At 74.4% G+C, this 21,968-nt stretch carries 20 protein-coding genes; 9 read left to right on the top strand and 11 right to left on the bottom strand.

Annotation, left to right across the window (positions count from 1 at the left end; genetic code table 11):
• Window positions 1-754 precede the first annotated feature (754 nt).
• The 4 genes from IE106_RS14885 to IE106_RS14870 all read right to left on the bottom strand — a co-directional run bounded on the left by IE106_RS14885 (window position 755) and on the right by IE106_RS14870 (window position 5,866).
• Window positions 755-2,437 (bottom strand): sigma-70 family RNA polymerase sigma factor, encoded by a 1,683-nt coding sequence (locus IE106_RS14885; RefSeq protein ID WP_189533973.1) that lies wholly within the window; start codon window positions 2,435-2,437, stop codon window positions 755-757.
• A gap of 464 nt (window positions 2,438-2,901) precedes the next feature.
• Window positions 2,902-3,846 carry an aldo/keto reductase gene (locus IE106_RS14880; protein ID WP_189533971.1) on the bottom strand — a complete coding sequence of 315 codons (945 nt, stop codon included), beginning with the start codon at window positions 3,844-3,846 and terminating at the stop codon, window positions 2,902-2,904.
• Between the two features lie 305 nt (window positions 3,847-4,151).
• A complete protein-coding gene (locus IE106_RS14875) occupies window positions 4,152-4,781 on the bottom strand; it encodes an MBL fold metallo-hydrolase (RefSeq protein WP_189533969.1) in 630 nt (209 codons plus the stop codon).
• Complete coding sequence (locus tag IE106_RS14870) at window positions 4,781-5,866, bottom strand: S-(hydroxymethyl)mycothiol dehydrogenase (RefSeq protein ID WP_189533967.1); 1,086 nt, start codon at window positions 5,864-5,866, stop codon at window positions 4,781-4,783. The genes IE106_RS14875 and IE106_RS14870 overlap by 1 nt, the downstream gene beginning before the upstream one ends.
• Window positions 5,867-6,890: 1,024 nt before the next feature.
• Here IE106_RS14870 and IE106_RS14865 point away from each other — a divergent pair.
• Window positions 6,891-8,180: a cation:proton antiporter gene (locus IE106_RS14865; protein ID WP_189533965.1), complete on the top strand. Its 1,290-nt coding sequence runs from the start codon at window positions 6,891-6,893 to the stop codon at window positions 8,178-8,180.
• A gap of 187 nt (window positions 8,181-8,367) precedes the next feature.
• On the opposite strand, the gene IE106_RS14860 is transcribed toward IE106_RS14865, so the two are convergent.
• The gene (locus tag IE106_RS14860; RefSeq protein WP_189533962.1) at window positions 8,368-8,718 is read right to left on the bottom strand and encodes a MerR family transcriptional regulator; all 351 of its coding nucleotides are present in this window, start codon (window positions 8,716-8,718) and stop codon (window positions 8,368-8,370) included.
• A gap of 60 nt (window positions 8,719-8,778) precedes the next feature.
• On the opposite strand from IE106_RS14860, the gene IE106_RS14855 reads away from it, so the two are divergent.
• The gene (locus IE106_RS14855; protein ID WP_189533959.1) at window positions 8,779-9,345 is read left to right on the top strand and encodes an RBBP9/YdeN family alpha/beta hydrolase; all 567 of its coding nucleotides are present in this window, start codon (window positions 8,779-8,781) and stop codon (window positions 9,343-9,345) included.
• 310 nt (window positions 9,346-9,655) lie between these two features.
• Complete coding sequence (locus IE106_RS14850; protein WP_189533957.1) at window positions 9,656-10,687, top strand: amidinotransferase; 1,032 nt, start codon at window positions 9,656-9,658, stop codon at window positions 10,685-10,687.
• 80 nt (window positions 10,688-10,767) lie between these two features.
• On the opposite strand, the gene IE106_RS30710 is transcribed toward IE106_RS14850, so the two are convergent.
• The 3 genes from IE106_RS30710 to IE106_RS14840 are packed head-to-tail and all read right to left on the bottom strand — an operon-like array spanning window position 10,768 to window position 13,105.
• A complete protein-coding gene (locus IE106_RS30710) occupies window positions 10,768-11,805 on the bottom strand; it encodes a family 43 glycosylhydrolase (RefSeq protein WP_268255299.1) in 1,038 nt (345 codons plus the stop codon).
• Window positions 11,775-12,200, bottom strand: coding sequence for a family 43 glycosylhydrolase (locus IE106_RS30705; protein ID WP_268255298.1), 426 nt, complete (start codon window positions 12,198-12,200; stop codon window positions 11,775-11,777). Before IE106_RS30705 ends, IE106_RS30710 begins: the two co-directional genes overlap by 31 nt.
• Window positions 12,182-13,105: an arabinan endo-1,5-alpha-L-arabinosidase gene (locus tag IE106_RS14840; protein WP_189534171.1), complete on the bottom strand. Its 924-nt coding sequence runs from the start codon at window positions 13,103-13,105 to the stop codon at window positions 12,182-12,184. The genes IE106_RS30705 and IE106_RS14840 overlap by 19 nt, the downstream gene beginning before the upstream one ends.
• A 456-nt stretch (window positions 13,106-13,561) precedes the next feature.
• On the opposite strand from IE106_RS14840, the gene IE106_RS14835 reads away from it, so the two are divergent.
• The 5 genes from IE106_RS14835 (at window position 13,562) to IE106_RS14815 (ending at window position 17,363) form a co-directional block, all read left to right on the top strand.
• On the top strand, window positions 13,562-14,581 hold the full coding sequence (locus IE106_RS14835; RefSeq protein ID WP_229840432.1) for a DUF1259 domain-containing protein: 1,020 nt from the start codon (window positions 13,562-13,564) through the stop codon (window positions 14,579-14,581).
• A gap of 344 nt (window positions 14,582-14,925) precedes the next feature.
• Window positions 14,926-15,339 carry a hypothetical protein gene (locus IE106_RS14830; protein ID WP_189533955.1) on the top strand — a complete coding sequence of 138 codons (414 nt, stop codon included), beginning with the start codon at window positions 14,926-14,928 and terminating at the stop codon, window positions 15,337-15,339.
• A gap of 161 nt (window positions 15,340-15,500) precedes the next feature.
• A complete protein-coding gene (locus IE106_RS14825; protein WP_189533953.1) occupies window positions 15,501-15,902 on the top strand; it encodes a DUF6153 family protein in 402 nt (133 codons plus the stop codon).
• A gap of 127 nt (window positions 15,903-16,029) precedes the next feature.
• Complete coding sequence (locus tag IE106_RS14820) at window positions 16,030-16,659, top strand: DUF305 domain-containing protein (protein WP_189533951.1); 630 nt, start codon at window positions 16,030-16,032, stop codon at window positions 16,657-16,659.
• A 200-nt stretch (window positions 16,660-16,859) separates the two neighbouring features.
• A complete protein-coding gene (locus IE106_RS14815) occupies window positions 16,860-17,363 on the top strand; it encodes a DUF4396 domain-containing protein (RefSeq protein ID WP_189534167.1) in 504 nt (167 codons plus the stop codon).
• Window positions 17,364-17,575: 212 nt separating this feature from the next.
• Here IE106_RS14815 and IE106_RS14810 read toward each other — a convergent pair whose 3' ends face one another.
• The 3 genes from IE106_RS14810 to IE106_RS14800 all read right to left on the bottom strand — a co-directional run bounded on the left by IE106_RS14810 (window position 17,576) and on the right by IE106_RS14800 (window position 20,761).
• Window positions 17,576-18,727 carry a winged helix DNA-binding domain-containing protein gene (locus tag IE106_RS14810; protein ID WP_189533948.1) on the bottom strand — a complete coding sequence of 384 codons (1,152 nt, stop codon included), beginning with the start codon at window positions 18,725-18,727 and terminating at the stop codon, window positions 17,576-17,578.
• Between the two features lie 293 nt (window positions 18,728-19,020).
• Window positions 19,021-19,254 carry a hypothetical protein gene (locus IE106_RS14805; RefSeq protein ID WP_189533946.1) on the bottom strand — a complete coding sequence of 78 codons (234 nt, stop codon included), beginning with the start codon at window positions 19,252-19,254 and terminating at the stop codon, window positions 19,021-19,023.
• A 298-nt stretch (window positions 19,255-19,552) separates the two neighbouring features.
• A complete protein-coding gene (locus IE106_RS14800) occupies window positions 19,553-20,761 on the bottom strand; it encodes a M23 family metallopeptidase (RefSeq protein ID WP_189533944.1) in 1,209 nt (402 codons plus the stop codon).
• 385 nt (window positions 20,762-21,146) lie between these two features.
• On the opposite strand from IE106_RS14800, the gene IE106_RS14795 reads away from it, so the two are divergent.
• Window positions 21,147-21,740: a DinB family protein gene (locus tag IE106_RS14795; RefSeq protein WP_189533942.1), complete on the top strand. Its 594-nt coding sequence runs from the start codon at window positions 21,147-21,149 to the stop codon at window positions 21,738-21,740.
• The last annotated feature ends 228 nt before the right edge of the window (window positions 21,741-21,968 follow it).

The raw sequence follows: 21,968 nt of genomic DNA, 5'->3' as shown, positions 1-21,968 counted from the left end.
ACCCGTCCCCCTGCAACGCGCTGACGTCCACCCCGTCGGGCCTGCTCGTCCCGCAGACCCGCGTCACCGGGACCTCGGGCCCGGCGCCGCGCCGCATCGCCGGCGACCTCCAGTCGATCGACGTCGTCGTGAACCCCCCGGCCCCGGGCGACTGCCCGCGGACCTACACCATCGAGGCGTACCTGACGCCCCGGCGCGGCGAGGCGGGCCCGGTCGCCGACGTCGACCTGCTGCCGACCCGCACCAGCGACACCTGGGCGGACACCGCCCTGCAGGTCACCCTCCCCGAACCCGGCACGTACCTGGTGACCGGCGACATCGACACGCAGATCTGCGCGACCGTCGACGACGCCGGCTCCACCAACCTGTGGACCACGGTGCGCCTGGTCCACGTGGAGTCCGGGGGCGTCGAACTCGGCCCCCGCCAGTCCGCCCAGCACCAGTTCTCGACGTCGCCCACCACCCGGTTCCAGCACTGCACCAGCGGCCCGACGCCCCTGTCCGGGCTCGTCACCGTGACGCCGGCGCAGGGGTCGAAGACGGTCCGCGTGCAGGCGATCCTGCGGGGCGGCGGCCCCGGCGACGGGCTGACCGGCGGGTCCACGATCCAGTTGTCGGATTTCCGGGGCAGCCGCTCGTACCTGACGTACGTGAAGGTGGGCGACTGAGGCCCCGGGCGGCACCCGCGCCACGCGCGCCCGGCCGGTACCGCCGAGGTGGCGGTACCGGCCGGGCGCCCGCCGCGGGAGACCCGTCAACCCGCGGCGCCGAACACCTGCGTCCACCAGGGGCCGCCCGACGCGTCGTGCCGGCCCACGCCGATCTCCTTGAACGAGCAGTTGAGGATGTTGGCGCGGTGACCGGGGCTGTTCATCCAGGACTCCATCACGGCCTCGGGCGTCTGCTGGCCGCGCGCGATGTTCTCGCCGTACGTGCTCCACCGGTACCCGGCCGCGGTGATGCGGTCGCCGGGGTCGGTGCCGTCCGGTGACCGGTGGTCGAAGTAGTCGCGGGCGTCCATGTCCTCGGAGTGCCGCAGCGCGGCCGTGTCGAGCAGGCCGTTGCGCGACACCGGACCGCAGCCGTTGCGCGCGCGCTCGGTGTTGACCAGCTCGGTGACCCGGTCGCCGAAGGACCCGCCGCCGGCCGCGGGCCGGGAGGCGCTGTACCGCCGGGCCGTGCCGCCCGACCGGACGGTGTCGTCGCGCTCGGGGGCGGGGGCGGTCGCCCGCCGGGAGGGGGCGGTCGTGCGACCGGGGGTCGCGGACGGGGCGGCCGTCGCCGAGGGCCCGGCCGAGGCGGACGCCGACGCGGACGGGGAGGCCGACGCGGACGGTGACGGCGAGGACGCCGAGGGGCTCGGCGCGGTCGAGGCGGTGGGCGGGAGGGAGTCCACCGCGACGGGCCGCGGGGCGCCGTCCCCCGGAAGCGCCGACTGGACGCGCACCGCGTCGGTGTCGCCGTCGCCCGGCAGCAGTACCGCCACCCCGGCCACCGCGCCCGCGCCGACCAGCAGCGACACCGCGGCGGTACGGCGGCGGCGCGCCCGGGCGGCACCGCGCTGCGCCGCCCGGCGGCCGACGACGACCTCCGGGGCGCCCGCGGCCGCGGCGGGGGTGGCGGCGGTGGTCTCCACGAGGGACGGCCCGTCCCCACCGGGCAGGGCCGCCGACAGTCCGGCCGCCACCGGTACGAGGCCGAGCCCGGCGAGCAGGCCCTCCGCGGGGACGAGCCCGGACTCGTACCCGGAGCAGACCGTGCAGTCGCGCACGTGCCGGGCGAGCCGCTTGCGCCACAGCGCCGACGGCACGCCGTCCCAGGGGCCGAGCGCGTCGTCCAGGAGCACGCAGCGGGGCGTCGCCGACAGGGCCCGCACCACCAGCCGCGCCGTCTCCAGCCGGTCCTTGGTGCGCTGCACCCGTACGGCGGTGTGCTGCGGCGACAGTTCCAGCGCGGTGGCCACCTCGGCGCGGGTGAGGCGGCCCGCCGCCTCCAGCCACCACAGCGACAGCAGTTCCCGGTCGTCGGGGTCGAGCCAGCGCGTCGCCTCGGCGACCTCGCGGCGCTGCCCCGACAGGCCCAACCGGACGATGGTCAGGTCAACGAAGTCGGCACCGGGGTCCGCGACCTGCCCCACCCGGTCGGGCTCGACCGCGACCGCACCGGTCCGCCGCGCCGCGTGGTGGGCGCGTATGCCGTTCATGGTGATGGCCACCAGCCACGACCGGAAGCTGTCGGGGTCCCGCAGGGCGTCGAGTCCCCGCAGGGCCCGGATCAGCGACTCCTGGACGACGTCGTCCACGTCGGCGTGGCCGTTCAGGGCCCTCCCCACGATGTTGTAGACGAGGGGGAGGTGGGTGGCGATCAACCGGTCCTGCGCCCACGCCTCCCCCCGCTGCGCCGCCCTGACCACCGCGGCTTCCCGTTCCCTCTGCACGTCGCGCCCCTCACTGTCCCCGGGCTGTACCCGGTCTGCACGTTCTCTGGCAGGAGGGGAGACCCGACGGCGGGGCGCGGATAACGGAAAACACGAAAACCCGTCCCGGGAACCGGAGGACGGGCGGGCCGGCCCGTCCCGCGGGCGAGGAGGCCGGGGGACGGGGTGAGGCCCCGCCACGACGGGGGAACCATGGCGGGGCCTTGCCCTTCGTCTGCCCGGGCACCGCGAGGGCACACCTCTCTTTTTTCCCGCAGCTCGCAGCCCGCGGTCCGCGACGCCCGGCAGGCGGGTCGGTCGCCGACGCCCCCGGCCCGCCCACCGCTCCGGCTGCGGGTCGTGCCCCTGTCGACCGGTGCCGGGTGCCGGCCGTGCCCGTCGCCGTGTCGAGCGGTCCCGAGCGATGTGCCCGTCGTCCGCCCCGGGCCGGAACGCAGGGCCCGTGCGGGAGATCGCGACGGCCCTCAGGCGGAGGCTTCGGTGAGTTCGGCGAGCTCGGCGTCCGTCAGCCGCAGCTCCGCCACCTCCAGTAGGGCCGGCAGCTGGTCGACCGTCCTGGCCGAGGCGATCGGCGCGACGACCGTCGGCTGGGCCGCGAGCCAGGCGAGGGCCACGGAGGCGACCTCGACGTCGTGCGCCCGGGCGACCGCGTCGAGGGCGGCGAGGACCTTCCGGCCGCGCTCGGTCCGCAGGTGCTTGGCGGCGCCCTGCGCCCGCGCGCTGTCGACCGCGGCGCCCGGCCGGTACTTGCCGGTCAGGAAGCCGGAGGCCAGCGCGTAGTACGGGACGGCGGCGAGGCCGGACCGCTCGGCGAGGTGCTGCAGCTCACCCTCGTAGGTGTCGCGCGAGACCAGGTTGTAGTGGGGCTGGAGGGCGACGTAGCGGGCCAGCCCCTCGCGCTCGGAGAAGTCCAGGGAGGCCCGCAGGCGCTCGGCGGAGATGTTGGAGGCGGCGATGTGGCGGACCTTGCCGGCCTTCACCAGCTCGTCCAGCGCGCCGATGATCTCCTCGACCGGCACCTCCGGCTTGTCGAAGTGGGTGTAGTACAGGTCGATGTGGTCGGTGCCCAGGCGGCGCAGGGAGGCGTCGGCCGCGGCCTTGATGGTGGCGGCCGACAGGCCCTGGAACTCGGGGTGCTGGCTCACCTTGGTGGCGATGACCACGTCGGAGCGGTTGCCGCGCTCCCTGACCCACTTGCCGACGATCGTCTCGGACTCGCCGCCCCGGTTGCCCTCGGCCCATGCGGAGTAGGAGTCCGCGGTGTCGATGAAGTTGCCGCCGGCGGCCGCGTACGCGTCCAGGACGGCGAAGGACCGCTCCTCGTCGGCGGTCCAGCCGAAGACGTTGCCGCCGAGGGCGAGCGGGAAGACTTCGAGGTCGGACGTGCCCAGCTTGTGTACGGAAGTCATGTCCGGCATCAACGATCACACGGGTGCGCCTCATTCCGCGGCGGTCGTGGAGGCGGGGCCCACGAGGACCACCGGACCCGGCGCCGGGACCGCTCCCGGGGCCGCCGGGGTCCGGAGGCGGGAGGCCCGGGCGGGGCGGGCCCGGCAGCCGCGGGTCCACGCGGCTGCCGGGCCGGGGCGCCGGGCCGTGGGTGCCGGCCCGGACGGGGCGGAGGACCCGCCCGTCCGCTACGGCTGTCTGCGCGGGCGCCGGCGTTCCCCGGCCCGGTCGCGCTTCCCGGTGGGGTTCGCCGGCGGGCCGCCGCTCAGTGCCCCCGCCTGATCCACTCGTCGAGCTGGGGGGCCTCGGCGCCGATCGTGGTGGTGTCGCCGTGCCCCGTACGGACGACGGTCTCCGGGGGCAGGGTGAGCAGCCGGTCACGGATCGAGTCGATGATCGTCGGGAAGTGGGAGAAGGACCGCCCGGTGGCGCCGGGGCCGCCGGCGAAGAGCGTGTCGCCGGTGAAGACGGTCCCCAGGTCCGGCGCGTACAGGCTGACCGCGCCGGGGGCGTGGCCCGGGGTGTGCAGGACGGTGAGGTCGGTCCCCGCGACGGTGAGGGTCTGCCCGTCGGCGAGCTCGCCGTCCGGGTGGCGGTCGGGGTGGGTCAGCTTCCACAGCGGCAGGTCGTCGGGGTGGAGCAGGATCCGGGCGCCGGTCGCGGCGGCGAGGGCGGGGGCGGCACCGATGTGGTCGTCGTGGGCGTGGGTGCAGACGACGGCGCGCAGCGTACGGCCGCCGAGGGCGGCCAGGATGGCGTCGGCGTCGTGGGCGGCGTCGATGACCACCGCCTCCGCGTCGTCCCCGACGATCCACACGTTGTTGTCGACCTCCCAGGTGCCGCCGTCCAGCGAGAAGGTGCCGGAGGTGACGAGGTGCTCGACGCGGGCGGCCATCAGAGGACCACCACCGAGCGCAGGACGTCGCCCTCGTGCATCCGGGCGAAGGCCTTCTCCACGTCGTCGAGGCCGATCGTCTCGGTGACGAACGCGCCGAGGTCGATGCGGCCCTGCTGGTGCAGGTCGATGAGCATCGGGAAGTCGCGGGAGGGCAGGCAGTCGCCGTACCAGGACGACTTGAGGGCGCCGCCGCGTCCGAAGACGTCGAGGAGGGGGAGCTCCAGCTTCATCTCGGGGGTGGGGACGCCGACGAGGACGACCGTGCCGGCGAGGTCGCGCGCGTAGAACGCCTGCCGGTACGTCTCGGGGCGGCCGACCGCCTCGATGACGACGTCGGCGCCGAATCCGCCGGTCAGCTCGCGGATCGCCTCGACGGGGTCGGTGGTGCGGCTGTTCACGGTGTGGGTGGCGCCCATCGAGCGGGCGGTCTCCAGCTTCCGGTCGTCGATGTCGACGGCGATGACGCGGGCGGCGCCGGCGAGGCGGGAGCCGACGACCGCCGCGTCGCCGACACCGCCGCAGCCGATGACGGCGACCGTGTCGCCCCGGCCGACCTGGCCGGTGTTGATCGCCGCGCCGATGCCGGCCATCACGCCGCAGCCGAGCAGTCCGGCGACGGCGGGGGCGACGGACGGGTCGACCTTGGTGCACTGGCCGGCGGCGACCAGGGTCTTCTCGGCGAAGGCCCCGATGCCGAGCGCAGCCGACAGTTCGGTGCCGTCCTCCAGCGTCATCTTCTGCGTGGCGTTGTGGGTGTCGAAGCAGTACCAGGGCCTGCCGCGCCGGCAGGCCCGGCACTTGCCGCAGACGGCCCGCCAGTTGAGGATCACGAAGTCGCCGGGGGCGACGTCGGTGACGTCCGGGCCGACGGACTCCACCACGCCCGCCGCCTCGTGGCCGAGGAGGAAGGGGAAGTCGTCGTTGATGCCGCCCTGCTTGTAGTGCAGGTCGGTGTGGCAGACCCCGCACGCCTGCACCCGCACCACCGCCTCGCCGGGGCCGGGGTCCGGGACGATGACCGTCTCGACCCGGACGGGCTCGTTCTTCCCCGGGGCCACGACCCCTCGGACCTGCTGTGCCATCGCGGCGTGTCCCTTCCTCGGTGTGGGTGTACGGCACCACTATCACGGTCGGAGGACGCACCGGGGGGCCGTTTTCGGCCAGTGGATCACCTGAATGCGCGAGGTTCCCACCGGGTGGCCGTCCGCCGGGGGCGCGCGGGCACGCGCGGGCCGGTCCCGTGGCTGCCCGGACCACGCGCGACCTGCCGTTCGGCCGTCGTGGGGAAGGCCCTCGCCGCCCGGTGCGCACGGCGCCGCGCCGCCGGAACGGCGCGGCCCCGGGGCGTGGGAAACCCCGCGGGGCTGTGGGGCCGGGAACACCCACCGGTCCGGCTCCCGCGTCCTTCGGCGGTGCGGGGCGACGGGTGCCTTCCCGCGGTGTTTCCCCGGCTGCCGCGAACGCCCTCGGCGGACAACGCCGTTCGCCCTCCGGCAAGGGCCGGACGTCGGCTCGCCGGGGACCCGGGCGGTGGGCGCGGTTCGGCCACGGCCCGGTTCGCCGGCCGGTTCGAAGGGGCCCCGCACCACCGGCGGAGGACGCGGCCGCCGTCTGTCAACAGGTGCCGTCCGGACACGCATGGTCTCGTTCAAGGCATCTGCGGGGAAAGGCCGTCGGCTCCCCGAGATCGTTCCTACGATGGGCGGCCGGCGACGAACAAGGCGAGCGTGAACCTTTCGGTTCCCCGGAAAGGGAAGGCGGTGCGCCCCTGTGAACGAGGGTGCACCCCTCGACGGCGGCCCGTGGAACGGGAGGCCCCCGTTCCGCTCGGACGCGACGTGCGGCGGCACCGCTCGCCGAGCCCGCCGACGGTACTCACGGTAGGGCCTCCCCAGGACACCGCCATGACTTCCCGCCATGATCCCGATGACCGGATAGAACCCCTGCAACGGTCAGGCAGCCGGTGCTCCACCAGCCGCTCCTGACCCCGGAGGGGGAAGGGCAGCGCCGCCCGTCCCGCATCGGGATCGTTCACCTGTCCATCCTCCCCCCGCCGCGCCGGCACACGAGGCCGCGGGTCGGGGCGCAGCAGAAGAGACGGACCACATGACCACGCAACAGACCATCTCACTCCTCACGGGCCTCGCCGCCATGGTGCTCCTGGCGCGGCTGCTCGGCGCACTGGCCCGACGCCTGGGCCAACCGGCGGTGATCGGTGAGGTCCTCGCCGGCATCGCGCTGGGACCGACCCTCTTCCACGGGGCCATCTCCGACGCCCTCTTACCCACCGACATACGTCCCCTGCTCGGCGCCCTGGCCGCGATCGGTGTCGCCGTCTTCATGTTCATCGTCGGGCTGGAGTGGGACGCGGCCCTGATCAGAGGAAGCGGGGCCATCGCCCCCAGTGTGTCGTTCAGCTCCATCCTGCTGCCCTTCGGCCTCGGCGCGGCCCTGGCCCTCTACCTGATGCAGGACCACGGCACCGGCAACAAGACGGCGTTCGTCCTCTTCATGGGCATCGCCATGTCGATCACCGCGTTCCCGGTGCTGGCCAGGATCCTCACCGACCGGGGCATGGCCCGCACCCCCCTGGGGGTGGTGGCCCTGGCCTGCGCCTCCATCGACGACGTCCTCGCCTGGTTCCTGCTCGCCGGCGTGGTCGCCGTCAGTGGTTCGGCGGGTCCCGACGAGTGGCGGATCCTGCTGGCCGTCCCGTACCTGCTGGGCATGCTGTTCCTGCTGCGCCCCGCACTGCGCCGGCTGGCGGACCGCCGGGGCTCGCTCCGGCTCACCCCGACCGTCTTCGCCTGCATCCTCGCCGGTCTGCTGCTGTCCTCCGCCGCCACCGAGTGGCTGGGCCTGCACTACATCTTCGGCGCGTTCCTCTTCGGCGTCGTCCTCCCCCGTACCGGCACCGAGCGGCTCCGCCACGAAGTGCACGACCGTCTCGGCCAGATGAGCGGCACCCTGCTCCTGCCGGTGTTCTTCCTGGTGGCCGGCCTGAAGGTCGACCTCTCCGGGCTCGACACGAGCGGGCTCGGGGACCTCGGGCTCATCCTGCTGGTGGCCGTGGGCGGAAAGTTCATCGGCGCGTTCGCCGCCGCCCGTCTGAACCGGATGCCGGTCCGGCAGTCGGCCGCGCTGGCCACGCTGATGAACACCCGCGGCCTCACCGAACTCATCGTCCTGAACGTGGGTCTGCAACTGGGCTTCCTCGACCAGGAGCTCTACTCGCTCATGGTCGTCATGGCCGTGGTGACGACCGCGATGGCGGGCCCCCTGCTGACCTGGCTCCTGGGACGTCCCACCAACGACGACCTCACCGGCCCCGACACGTCCCCCGAGGTCGCCGAGCCCGCCCACTCGGCCGAACCCGCGAAGGGCTCCGCCCCGTAGGCGTACCGGCCAGGAGCGTCGCCGCGGCCGGTACGCCGGCCGCGGCGACGACACCGGGACGGCGGAGCCGCGGCCCTCCGCGAGCCGCCGGCCGTCGTGGCCCCGGGCGCGGACCGTACCGGCGAGGGCGGGTGCCCGGGGCGGGGCTCCCCGCGGTCGCCGCCGGCCATGGGGTCGTCGGTGTGCCTCAACCGGCGGACGTGAGCCGGTCCAAGCGGCTTCGCTTCTCGCGGAGTTCGGCCTGCCGGGCGTCGAGCCGCCTGGCCAGGGAGTCCAGTTCGGCCCGCAGGTCCGGGCACATCTCGAGGAACGTGCCGTGATCGCCGGTGCGGACGCAGTCGAGGTACCGCCGGATGGCCGAGGTTCCCAGACCGGCGGAGATCATCGTCCGAATCTGTGCCACGCGCGTGACGTCGGACTCGGTGTAGACCCGGTACCCGCTGCCGCTGCGGGCCGGGGTCAGCAGGCCGCAGTCCTCGTAGTGGCGTAGCGCACGCGCGCTCACACCGGTCAACTCGGCGAGCTCGCTGATCAGCACTTGGTTCCCTCCTCATCGGCTTGACCTTCACGCCGGCGTGAACCCTTACCGTCCCGTGGCATGACGACTGGAACAACCCGGCGGCGCGCCTCGATCATCCACGGCTACGGCGCGTCCCCCGAAGACCACTGGTTCGGCTGGCTTGCCGAGCGGTTCGAAGCGGAGGGCATCCCGACCACGGTCCCCGCCCTCCCCGACCCACTGGACCCCGACCCCGCGCGGTGGGCGGAGGCCGTACGCGCCGACGTGGGCACCGTCGACGAGGGCTCGGTCATCGTCGCGCACAGCCTGGGCTGCCTCACCGTGCTGCGCCACCTGCGCTCCCTTCCCGGCTCCTGGCGCCTCGGCGCGCTCGTGCTGGTCTCCGGGTTCGTCGACCCCCTCCCCGCGCTCCCGGCACTGGACCCCTACATCGGTGACGGCTGCGAGGTGACGGGGCTCGGTGACCGCATCGGTCGGCTCACGGTCATCCGGTCGGACGCGGACCCGTACGTTCCCCCCGGTCACACCGACCGCCTCGCCGGGCTGCTCGGAGTCTTCGCGGAAGTGGTCCCCGGAGCCGGTCACTTCCTCGCCTCCGACGGCGTCACCTCGCTGCGCGAGGCCCTCACCGCCGTCAGGTCGTAGAGGTGGGCCTCCGGTGCCGTGCCCGTGCGGGCGGACCTGCCGGTACATGATCGGGGTCCGGCGCCCGGAGGGGCGCCGGACCTCGCCGCCGGGTCGTCCGAGGGAGGCGGCTCGTCCTGGGGGCGAGGATCCGGCACGGGCGAGTCATCCGAAATGTCTAGTTTCTTCTTGTTCTGCTGGGTGATGTAGCGATTCGTCCTGCATGAGACGTTGAACGTGCAGCAGGTCGGAAGCCCTTCCGGACCGGGGCCGTCCCCCCGTCGATGCGGGCGCCCGGCCCGACACCCCCACGGCAAGGAGGCGCACGATCATGACCGCACTCGACCCGACCGGCCGAACCGACCGGATCAACGTCACGCACGAATGGGGAGTCCTGAAGGAGGCGGTGGTGGGCCGCGTCATCGACTTCTCCGTCCCGCAGCGACTCGGCGGGGGGCTGCCGGGCTCGCTGCGCTTCCTTCCCGAACGGACCCGGGAGGACCTGCCGCGCTGGGCGGGGAGGCTCTGGTCCGACGCGGACCCCGAGGGGTACGCGAGAAGCGTCGAGCAGATCGAGGGGCTGGCCCGTTTCCTGACCGGCCGCGGGGTGGTCGTCCACCGCCCGCGGGAGCTGACCGGCTCCGAGCTGGCCGCGTACGAGCGCGACGGCGACCGGTTCAGCATGCAGACGTTCGTACGCGATCCGATGATCGTCGTCGGCGACCACGTCATCGAGTCCGCCCTGCGGTTGCCGGCCCGCTTCAAGGAGCGCTTCGGCCTGCGTCCCGTCTTCGCGGAGGCGGTCTCCCGCGGGGCGCGCTACTCGGTGATGCCCCCGCCGTCACCGGTGCCGGTGCCCGCGCTCGCGTCGGCGACCGGGCCGTTCCTCGAAGGTGGTGACGTCATGGTCCTGGGCCGGGACGTCCTCGTCGGCCACGGGCGGGGCGGAGCGGCGTCCGACGCGGAGGGCGCGCGATGGCTGGCGCGGCTGCTCGGGGACGAGTACCGCGTCCACGAGGTGCCGATCAGCGAGCAGGTGATCCACCTGGACGACGGCCTCACCGCCGTCCGCGAGGGCCTGGCGGTCGTCTGCCGGGAGCAGTTCCCCGACGGCGTGCCGGCGCAGGTCGCCGACTGGGACCTCATCGACGTCAGTCTGCGGGACGCCGTGAACCTCCTCGCGGGGAACAGCCTCGTCCTGGGGCCCGGCGAGGTGCTCGTCGACGAACGTCTGACGGGGCTCGCCGAAGCGCTGACCGCGCGGGACGTCACCGTGCACACGCTCCCCTTCGAGGCGGTGACCGCGTTCGCCGGAGGCCTGCGCTGCGCGCACCACCCTCTGGTACGCGAACTGGACACGTGACCCGGCGGCCGGACCACCCCCGCCTCGGCCTCGGCCGACCGGTGCGTCCGGCGGACCGGGCCGGCCGGCCGTCGGGCGCCCTACGCCGGGTTCAGCCGCCACTGCTGGCAGGCGTTGCCCAGCCACGACCACTGCCGTACGTCGGCGGAGTCGGCGGTGGAGCAGTTCGCGACGTCGGCGACCTTGCCGGTGGCCTGGTTGACGATCCGGACGTGTCCGCTGTCGGTGGCCAGGAAGCGGAACCGCTGGCAGGTGTTGTCCAGCCAGGACCACTGACGCAGGTCGGCGCCGTCGGCGGCCGAGCAGTCGGCGGTGTCGAGCACCTTGCCGGTGGCCGCGTTGACCAGGCGGTGGGTGTCGTCCCCGAGGTCCTCGACGCGCCACCGCTGGTTGGCTCCGCCGGTGCAGGCGTACTGCGCCACGTCGGCCCCGTCGGCGGCCGAACCGCCCGCGACGTCCAGGCACTTGCCGCTGTTGCGGTTGGTGACCGTGTAGGTCGTCGACGCGGACGCGGGCTCACCCGACGGCCCGGCCGTGCCCGCCCCCAGCCGGAGGGGGGTACCGAGGTTCGGTGTGCCGTCGGCGTTCCAGGTGAACTTCTGCGCCCGTGTCGTCCGTCCGTTGTCGCAGCCGTCCGAGGCCGAGTCGTTCGCGTGGTGGACGATCCAGCTCTCGGTGCCGTCCGGTGAGGTGAAGAAGCCGTTGTGGCCCGGCCCGTACACGCCGTTCGCGTCACTGCGCTGGAAGACGGGGGTGGACCGCTTGGTCCAGGAGGACGCGGACGTCGGGTCGGAGCCGGTCAGCTCCAGCCGGCCGAGCTTGTAGTCGGGCGTCCAGCAGCCGCTCGCCGAGTAGACCAGGAAGGTCCTTCCGCCCCTCTGGAGGATCTCCGGCCCCTCGTTGACGGGGGCGCCGGAGCGTTCCCAGTCGTACGTCGGCGTGGAGACGGTGGAGAAGGCGGAGCTCACCGTGTACGGGTTGGACATCCGTGCGGCGACGATGTTCTGCGTCCCGTCGTGCACGCTGCCGAAGAGGTACAGGCGCCCGTCGACGGTGGCCACCGTCGGGTCGAGCATCCAGGCGGGGTTCAGCTGTCCGCGGTAGGTGTACGGCCCCATGGGGTCCGAGCCGGCGCTCTCCAGGACGTGGCTGCGCTGCGTCGGGTTGTAGTCGGCGACGTTCTGCCGGCGACGTAGTACAGGTACCAGCGCCCGTTGAGGAAGTGCAGTTCGGGCGCCCAGATGTTGCAGCACCGCGAGGCGGCGTCGCCCCGCCACACCTGCACGCTCGGGGCGGTGGCGAGCCCGGCGAGGGTGGGTGCCTTGCGGACGGTGATGACGTCGGACCAGCTCGTGGACACCAGGTGGTAGTTGCCGTCGTGGAAGGCGATCCAGGGGTCGGCGCCCTTCTGGGCCTTGACGGGATTGCCGAAGGAGGCCGCGTGCGCCGGCGGCTGCCCGAGGGGCAGGGCGAGCAGCAGTGCGGCCAGCAGGGTCAGTAGGCGACGGGCCATCCGCTGCTCCAGTTCAGGAGGTTGATGCCGAGTTTGGGGGTGCCGTTGTCGTTGCCGTCGTAGTAGTGGTAGACGATCAGGTCGCCGTCGGCGTCCTTGAGGACGGACTGGCCGCCGGGGCCGATGACGTTGCCGTGCGACTCCAGGACGGGGGTGCCGCCGTTGTTCGTCATCGGGACGCCGTTGCGGTCGAGGTAGGGGCCGGTGGCGCGGGTGGCGCGGCCGACCTTGACCTTGTAGGTGGAGGCGGTGCCCGCGCAGCAGGTGTCGTAGGAGGCGAAGAGGTAGTAGTGGCCGTTGCGCTTGACGACGAACGGCGCCTCGACGGCCTTGCTCCCGGTGGGGCGGGAGGCCAGCGAGTGGCGGGTGGGGTGCGAGGGGTGCTTCTTGCCGGTGGAGGGGTCGAGGCGGATCATCTTGATGCCCGACCACCAGGAGCCGAAGGACAGCCACCAGCTGCCGTCGTCGTCGACGAAGAGGTGGGGGTCGATGGCGTTGTGGTCGCTGGAGGCGTCGGAGGTGTGGACGATGCCGTAGTCGCTCCAGCTGCCCGGCTTGCCCGTGGTGGAACCGGCCAGGCCGATCGCGGAGTGCTGCGAGCCGAACGACGAGACGGAGTAGTACATCAGGTACTTCCCGCCGTGGTACGAGATGTCCGGGGCCCACGCCTCCGGCACCGAGGAGTACCGCGACCACCAGGAAGGACGCGTGGCGAAGGCGTCCGCCCCCGCGGTGAAGGCGGTCCGGTCGGCGGAGGTCTTGCTGCTGATGCCGCCACCGGTGGCGTACAGCAGGTACTGCCCCGAAGCGGTACGGATCATCGACGGATCGTGCGTGACCACCGACCCCGTCACCCGCCCGGGGTTGGGGTAGGCCGACGCGGTGGACGGCACGAGGGCGAGCATGACGGCGGGGAGGGCGAGGAGGGTGATTCTCTTGCGGCTCACGGGGACACCCCTGTTCTGTATTTCGAACAACGATCGCCAGTTCGGACGGAAACGTAGGAGCGATTCCCCTGCGCGTCAATGGCCTTCGCAGCGCGGGGTTCCGGCCGCACCGGGTCGGCCCGGGGTCCCCGTCATGGGCGCGGTCGAGCGGCGCGGCGCCCCCGCGCGGGGTGCCGGGCCCGGTGTACGGCACGCGGTACCGGTGGCCCTCCGGAGCGGCCGCGCGACCGGTGTGCGGCTGCTCCCGTCCTGATGACGGAGGCGGCGCCGGCCTGACGACGGAGGCGGCGCCGGTCGGCATCCCGGCGGTCTCGGGAGACCCAAGTAGCCGAATCCCGCCCGTGTCGCCCGCGCGGGGACGCCGGGGCCGGATATCCAGGGGGTCACGAAGAGGCGATCATCGAGGACGGACACATGGTGCACAGATCGGACAACGGCATGTCGCGGCGCCGGGTCTTCGCCGTCGGCGGCGCGCTCGCTTCCGTACTGACCGGAACGGGCGTCAGCGCCGCGGCGGGGCTCCCGGGCGGCGGGCCCGGTGCGGGCCGCGGCCAGGGGACCGGAGCCGGGGGCGGCAAGCCGCTGGCGCCGGTGGTCACGAACACCGCCGCCTGGCGGCCGGTGGCCGACGTGCTCGGCCGGCCGGGCGCCCTCGCCGCCGGCCGCACCGTCTACCGCGTCACGTTCCCCCGCGGTGACCTGACCGTCTCCTCCCACGGGGTCACCGGCCTGTCGCAGGCTTCGTACGCGGCGTTCGCCCGCTACCCCGACGGCCGGACGATGGTGATGGGCGACCTGGTGGCCACCGAGCGGGAGCTGCAGCGCGTCACCGACGCCCTGCACGCGCACGGCCTGCACCAGACCGCCGTCCACAAGCACCTGCTCGCCCACCGGCCGCCCCTGTGGTGGTCCCACTTCCACGGCCTGTCCCCCGACGCCCTGGCCCTGGCCCGTGCCGTGCGGGCCGGTCTGGACGCCACCGCGACCCCCGGGTACGCGCCGGCGGAGGACACCGCCGCGTCCACCGCCCCGCCACTGGACCTCGACACCGCCGCCATCGACGCCGCGCTCGGCGCCAAGGGAAGCGCGGGGAGCGGCGCCTACCGCTTCGCCTTCGCCCGCCGGGAGACCGTCACGGACCACCACCGCGTCGTCCCCCCGGCGATGGGCGTCACCACCGCCCTCACCTTCCACCCCGTCGGCCGCGGCCGCGCCGCCGTCACCGGGGACTTCGTCATGATCGCCGACGAGGTCCAGCGCGTCATCGCCGCCCTGCGGCACGGCGGCATCAGCATCGTCGAACTCCACAACCACGCCCTGCGCGACGAACCGCGGCTCTTCTACCTCCACTTCTGGGCCGTCGACGACGCCGTACGCCTCGCTCGCACCCTCCGCACCGCCAAGGCGGCCACCAACGTCGTCCCCACCACCTGACCGGCCGCGCGGACCGGACCGCCGCCCTGCGGGCACCGGAGGCCCGCGGGGCCTCCGGCGGCGGGTGCCTCGGAGGCCGAGCCGGTACTCCAGGGCCTGGTGCGTGGGCACGCGGCGAAAGCCCCCTCCCCCCGGGGGGGGCACCGACACGGTGGCCCGGCGTCCCGGAGGGCGACGGGCCCGGCCGTCGTGCCCGCAGCGCCGTCGCGGGCGGCTCGACGGGGCCCTCCGCCCCCAGGCCCGGCCCGCGCGGGACCCGTGCTCCGGGCCCGCGCCCGCGGGGCCGGGTGGCGGCACCGTGATCCGTATCCTGTGACGGTTGCCTCGGGGAAGGGACGTCCGGCATGCAGTGCAGCCGCAGGGCCGTGCGCGGGATCGTGTGCGCGGCGAGCGTCGTCGCCGTCGCGGGCCTGATGAGCGGCTGTTCGTCGGACGATCCCGCGCGGGCCGAGGAGTGGCAACGGGTCTACTGCACCAGGCTGGGGTCCTGGCAGGACGCCAGGGACGCCCTGACGGTGAGTACCGGGGACGCCGGCGCGGACGACGCACGAGCCGCCCGGTCACCGGAGTTCCGGGACGCCGAGAACGCGGCGCACGCGGCCGTCGCCGCCTCGAAGGTGCTCGACCGGGAGGGGCTCGACCACACCGGCGGTCACCTCGTCGAGGACACCGTGTGGGCCGTCGGCGGCGACACGGAGGCGGAGGGCCGTGCGACGTCGTACTGCAGCGGCTCGGGTTTCGAGACCCTGGTCGGCTGAGGCCGGGCCGTCTCGTCCACCGTCCGGGGCCCTGCCGGAACACAGCGGTCCGGCACCGGACGGGTGGCTTTCGGGCTCTCGCGGCACGCGGCCGGCGACCGCGGCGGCCGACTCGCCGGATGTACGCGGTGGTCCTCGCCCCGGCCCGTACGATGGCTCCCATGACCGGTGGCATCCCCTCACGTCGCCGCCCTGCCGGGCGGTTGCTGACGCTGCTGGTGACGGCGGTGCTGGCCGGCGTGCTGGGCATGCACGGGCTGGGCCCCGACGGAGCCGCGACGCCCCGGCCGGAAACCGGCCACGGCACGGCGGCGGCCCATTCCCCCGGGGTGCCGCAGGCGAGCGGCCCCTGTTCGCACACCGACGGGGGATCCGGCCATCCGGCCCATGCGGACGGAACGTGCGCGGCCGCCGGGACGGCCTCCGCGTACGCGCCGCCGGCGCTTCCCGGCGCCCTGCCCGGCGCACCGTCCCCTTCCGCCGCCGTGGCCGAGGCCATGGCGGCGGCCGGGAGCGGCCGGGCGCCACCCGATCTGTCCGAGCTGCAGATCCTGCGGATATAGAGCGGCCCGCACGGCATCCCCCCGTTCGCGCCCGGGTGCTTCCCGGCGCGGGTGCCGTGCCCCGTCCGTCTCTGTCCTTTCGCAGTCCGCACGCCGTGACCGGCGTGCGTGAAGGAGTCGTACTCCCATGAACAGCAAGCGTTCCCTCATCCGCCGCGGTGCCGTGGTGGTGACCGCCGGCGCGGCGGCCCTCGTCCTGGCCGCCTGCGGCTCGGACGACGGCGGCCCGGCCGAACACACCGGCCACGGCGCCTCCTCGGCGGCCTCCGCCCCGTCGTCGGCGCCTCAGGGTCGGCACAACGCCGCCGACGTCGCCTTCGCGCGGGGGATGGTCCCCCACCACCGCCAGGCGGTGGACATGGCCGACCTCGCGCCCGGCCGGGCGCACTCCGCGGAGGTGCGGAAACTCTCGGAGGAGATCAAGAAGGCCCAGGGCCCGGAGATCGAGACGCTGTCCGGGTGGCTGGCGTCCTGGGGTGAGGACGTCCCCTCCCCGGGGGCCGGGGACCACTCCGCGCACGGCATGGACGGCATGATGACCGGCGAGGAGATGGCCACGCTGGAGAAGGCGTCGGGAACGGCGTTCGACACCGCCTTCCTGAAGATGATGATCAAGCACCACCAGGGCGCCGTGAAGATGGCCCAGGCCGAGCGGGCCGACGGCTCCCACGCGCCGGCCAGGAAGATGGCCGCCCAGATCATCGACTCCCAGACCGCCGAGATCAAGAAGATGAACGAGCTCCTCGGCAAGGGCTGACCGCAGCCGCACCACGGGGCGGGCGCCGTCGGCGCCCGCCCCTCCCCCGGTGCCCGCTTCCCGCCGTCCTCCCGGTGCCCGCTCCACCGGCGTGGCGCCCTCCGGCGCGCGACACGCGCCGGAATACCCCCCGGGGGTACAATGTTCCTGCGGGTGGAGGGCCCGGACGGGCCCCGCGGGACGGAAAGGGGATGACCGTCATGGACCACGGCACGCACCGCACGGACACCGCGCACGACCACACCGGACACCACGGTTCCCCCACGTCGGGAGCATCCTGGGCGACGGCGGCGAAGGCCACCCTCCACTGCCTGACCGGATGCGCCGTCGGCGAGATCCTCGGCATGGTCATCGGCACCGCCCTGCTGTGGGGCAACGCGCAGACCATGGCCCTGGCGATCGCCCTGGCCTTCGTGTTCGGCTACTCGTTCACGCTGTTCGCGGTCCGCCGCACCGGCCTCGGCTTCAGGAGCGCCGTCAAGGTCGCGCTCGCCGCCGACACCGTCTCCATCGCCGTGATGGAACTGGTCGACAACGGCATCATCGCCCTGGTTCCCGGGGCGATGGACGCCCACCTGTCCGACGGACTGTTCTGGTCGGCGCTCCTGGGCGGCTTCGCCGTCGCCTTCCTCGTCACCACACCGGTCAACAAGTGGATGATCGGCCGCGGCAAGGGGCACGCCGTCGTCCACGCCTACCACTGACCCCGGCACGGCCCGCGCCCCGGCGCCCCGTACACGGGCGCCGGGGCGGGGCGCGCCGCCACCGGCTGGACTACCTCCTCCGCGCCGTCCCCTTCGCGCCGTCCCTTCGCTCGGCCGCGTCCTCGCCGTGCGTCCGGCCGTGCCCGCTCGGCCGGCGGCAGCCCGAGGCCCGTGGCGGCACTGGGTGGTGACGGGGGTGCCGGGGCGGCCGGTCACCGCGGCTTCGGCAGCATCCTCACCTCGGCCTCGGGGAGCTTGGCCCACCAGTGGTGGTAACGGCCGTAGACCGCCGTCTCGCGGTCGGCGAGGAACGCCGCCAGGGACCCGGCCTCCGCGGCGAGGCCGTCCCAGACGGCGGGCGGGAGCGGGTGGAAGGCCGTGACCTCGACGCCGGCGTCCGTCGGCCGCCACACCCCGGCGACGTGGCCGTCCACCAGTACGGTGGGCAGCACGTCGCCGTTGTTCCGGATCACCAGGGGGCGGTAGGCCGGGGGGATCACCCGGCTGCGGTCGGCGTAGGCCAGCAGGACGCTGTCCCACATCGCCATGAGGCGGGGCGGGGCGGGGGTGTCCGCGGGCGGGCGGGGGGCGCCGGGGAGGTCGAACAGCGCGACACCGTCCGGGCCGTGGAGCCGCTCGACGGCGCCCGTGTCGTCCAGCGCCCGGAGGACCGCGCGAACGGGTGTCCGCTGCACCATCGCGAACTGTGCGACGTCCGCCACCGACGCGGGCCCGAACCCGGCCAGGTAGCGCAGGACCAGGGTCCGCAGCACCTCCGGATCCACCGTCCGCCCGCCGGGTACGGGCCCGGTCCCGGCCGCGACGAAGGACGGCCGGAGACCGAACGACCACGGCGCTTCGGTGGGGGCGTGGTGCAGCGGCGCGTACGCCTTCAGCCCCCACCACGCCGCGTCCTTCTTCTCGGCGCCGAGCCGCTCCTCCACCCAGGCCCGCATCTCGGCCGCGCTCCGCGGCCGGCCCGCGAAGGCCAGCAGCCCCGGCACCAGTTCCTCGGCGTCCGCGGGCGTCAGCCCCGCGGCGGCGAAGCGCTGACCGAGCCGGGAACCGTACAGCGTGGGCTGCATCGCCGCGCGGAAGACCGGGTAGTCCTCGGCGTGCACGGCGTGCAGGGTGATCCGCATCAGTGTCGCCTTGACCACGGACCGCCCGGTGAAGGCGGCGTCCAGTTCGGCCGCGACGAAGCCGGTGAGCCGGTTCCACAGGGCGAGGTACGGCGAGGCGGGGTGCTGCGCCTGGAGGGCCACCACGCGCCGCACCCCCTCCAGGACGGTCGAGGACTCCCGCGCCAACAGCAACTGGCGGCTGAGGGTGGCCCGGTTGAGTTCGCGCGCGGTGATCTTCACGACGTGGATTCTGCCGTGTCCGGTCCTGCCTCCGCCAGCCTCGGCCGTGTTCCCGGAGGTCGGCCGGTGGACGGTCGTGAGCGGGCGCCGGGCGGGGCCGCACGGGGCGTGGCCCGGTCGGCCGCCCGCGGAGCGCCCGGCGGTGCGGGGGCCGTCGGCGCCCGCCGCGGGACGGTGGGGACCGGCGCCGCCGTCGGGTCCGCGGGCGAGGTGGTGCGCCCGCCGGAAGCGGGGTGCGAGGTGTGGGACGCGGGGCGCGAGATGCGAAACGCAGGGGGCGGGGTGCGGGGCCGTCAGGCGACGGCGGGGCGTTGGGCGGCGAGGCGGGCGAGGTGGGTCTCGCGCAGTTCCTCCCAGGGCGTGCAGTCCTCCGCCTCGGGCAGGCCGTGGGTGGCGATGTCCTCCAGGACGCCGGCGAGCCGGTCGGCGTTGGCCCGGGTACGGGCGGCGTACGCGCGCACGGCGTCGGCGGCCGCGGGGTCCAGCGGCTGCCGCGTGCGGTCGACGGGGGCCGGCTGTTCGCTCATCGAGGGCTCCAGGGGCGCGGGACTGGCGTGTCCCACCACGGTATCGCCCGGTCCGGAGGCCCGGGGGCGGCTCCGGGCGAAACCCGCTCGTACGGGCGTCGGATCCGGGGCGCGACCACCGGGCCGGCGCGTGGGCGATCGCCGCGGACAGCGCCTCCGCGGACGTGTCCGGTGCCCCGCCGCCCCGCGGCCCGCGCCTTCGACGGGGCAATGGTCGTACCGGGCCCGGCGGCCCCCGCACGGGGCTGCCGGGAGGAGGGCGGGCGTGCCGCCCGGCCCGTACGCGTGCCCCCGCCCGTCAGCAGTAGCCGCTGAGCGGTCCGTTCACGCCGGTCCACAGGTAGGCGTCGCTCACCCAGGTCCCGTCGGAGAGGCGGTTCCACAGCGAGGTGCTGCCGTACCGGCCGGTGTGCGTGGTGCCGTTGGCGGAGCAGGAGACCGTGACGCCGACGCCGTCGGCCACGGTTCCGACGACGGCGTGGCCGGTGCCCGGGCCGCTGCGCTTGTTCAGGATGGTGCCGCTGTCGTTGGTGTCGATGATGCCCTGGTCGAAGCCGAGGGCGCCGTAGTTGTGGAGCTGGCCGCCCGCGGCGACGCGGCGGCTGCCGTGCAGGGCCGATCCGCTGTAGGCAGCGCTGCCGTTCTGGGGGCGCCAGCGGCCGAGGTCGTGGTCGGCGATGGCGATGTACGCGCCGTTCTGGCGCAGGGCGAAGTGCACGTGGCGGCCGGAGGAGGAGCCGCCGCAGGTCACGTCGTTGCCCGTGTGACCGAGGTACGCGCCGGCGGAGACCGCGGCCCCGTCGACGGTGATGTTGTTCCACAGGTGGTAGTAGTCCGTGGCGTAGCCGCGGTCGTGCACGACGCGGATCCAGCCCTTGCACATGGTGTAGGCGGTGCCGCCGCGCGCGGCTCGTACGATCTGGTCGCCGCCCGCGAAGTCCACGGAGCTCCACGGCGTGTTGTAGCCGGACCAGCCGTGGGGGCCGCTGGTCATCGTCCAGGCGTGCCCGACGGTGAAGGGCAGTGCCATGCCGGTGCGGTAGTCGCCGCCGGCGAGCTGGGTGGTCATGCCGCCGCCGTCCGTCACGGCGGCGAGGCTGCGGCGCTCCGCGCTCTCCAGGACGGGCGCCGCCCTGGTGGAGAGGTCGCCGAAGGCGGGCTCGCCCTCCAGGGCGACCTTCCACGCGCCGTCGTCCTCGCGGTGGGCGAGGAAGAGCCAGCCCTGGGGGAGGTCCCGTGAGCCGGGCGCCGTGGCGAGGACGGCCGTACCGAAGGCCCAGTCGCCTTCCTGGCGCCGGGTGGTGACGCGGGGTTCGGTCCTGGTGCCGGCCCTCACGGTGGTGCGCGCCTTGTCGAGGAGGCGCTCCTCGACGGCGGTGGCGGGGCCGCGGTCGACGGGGGGCTCCGCGGGGGCGGCGCCGGCGGCGGCCGGTACGGCGGTGGCGGCGAGGGTCAGGATCGCCGCGAGCGCGCAGGCTCGCGCGGCGACTCCGATCCGTCTGAACATGGGGACTCCGTTCACCGAGGGGCGGGGTGACATGTTCGCGACAGCGGAATCTACGCGCGATGACGCCTCCCGACCAGAGCCCTCGCGGCGAACGCCCGGTTTCCTCGCCGTGAACCCCCTCCCCCGGCTGGTGGGCGGCGAGTGCCCGGGGGACCGCGGCACGGTGACCCGCGGCCACCGTCCGACCGCCCGTCCTCCCACGCCGACACCCACACCGCGGTCCGCTCGGCTCCGCTCGTTGCCGTGACACGGGCGGGCCGGTCTCCCGGCGCGGTCCGGTCCGTTCCGCGCGTCGCGTCGCGTGGACCACGCCGGGCGGTCCGGTTCGCCCTGAGCGGCGGGCGAAAACGGTGGACAAAGATCACCCGGGCGGCAGACTGACCCCATGACCGAACCGGATCCCAAAGCCGACCTCCGCTCCTACCTGCAGTCCGCCCGCGACGCCCTGCTGTGGAAACTCGAAGGCCTCTCGGAGTACGACGCCCGCCGCCCGCTGACGCCGACCGGCACCAACCTCCTGGGCCTGGTGAAACACGTGGCCGGCGTGGAACTGGGTTACCTCGGTGACACCTTCGGACGGCCCTCCGGCGAGCCGATGCCCTGGCTCGAGGACGGTGCCGAGTCCAACGCGGACATGTGGGCCACCGCCGACGAGTCACGCGCGTACATCGTGGATCTCTACCGGCGGGCGTGGGCGCACTCGGACGCGACGATCGACGCGCTGGCGCTGGACACGGTCGGCAGGGTGCCGTGGTGGCCGGACGGCAGGAACGAGGTGACACTGCATCACGCCGTGGTGCGCGTGATCGCCGACACGCACCGGCACGCCGGGCACGCCGACATCATCCGGGAGCTCGTGGACGGCGCCGTGGGGATGAACCAGGGCAACGACAGCATGGCGCAGGGCGACTCGGCGTGGTGGGAGAACCACCGAAGCCGACTGGAGCGCACGGCCCGGGAAGCCGGCCGGGGCGCGTGACTCCGGGCCGGGCGGGGAGGAGGCGACGGCCGGCCCCCGGCGCGGCGAGGGCGGGTGGGCCCGCCGTGCGGCGGGCGGCGCCCTGACCCGCGGAAGACCCCTTTCTCGGCTTTCCGGAAACCGGCACGGCGGCCAGGCCCCGTGGGAGACCGGCCCGGCCACCGTGTCCGCCCGGCACCTCTCCGCGGAAGAAATTCTCCGTCCCGGTTCCCCGCGAAAACCTGACGC

Origin of the sequence: Streptomyces roseolilacinus (genome assembly GCF_014649335.1) — a bacterium.
In the GTDB taxonomy this organism is placed as follows: Bacteria; Actinomycetota; Actinomycetes; order Streptomycetales; family Streptomycetaceae; genus Streptomyces; species Streptomyces roseolilacinus.
Note: the sequence above shows the minus strand (reverse complement) of the source record. Positions and strands in the feature narration are given on the sequence as shown.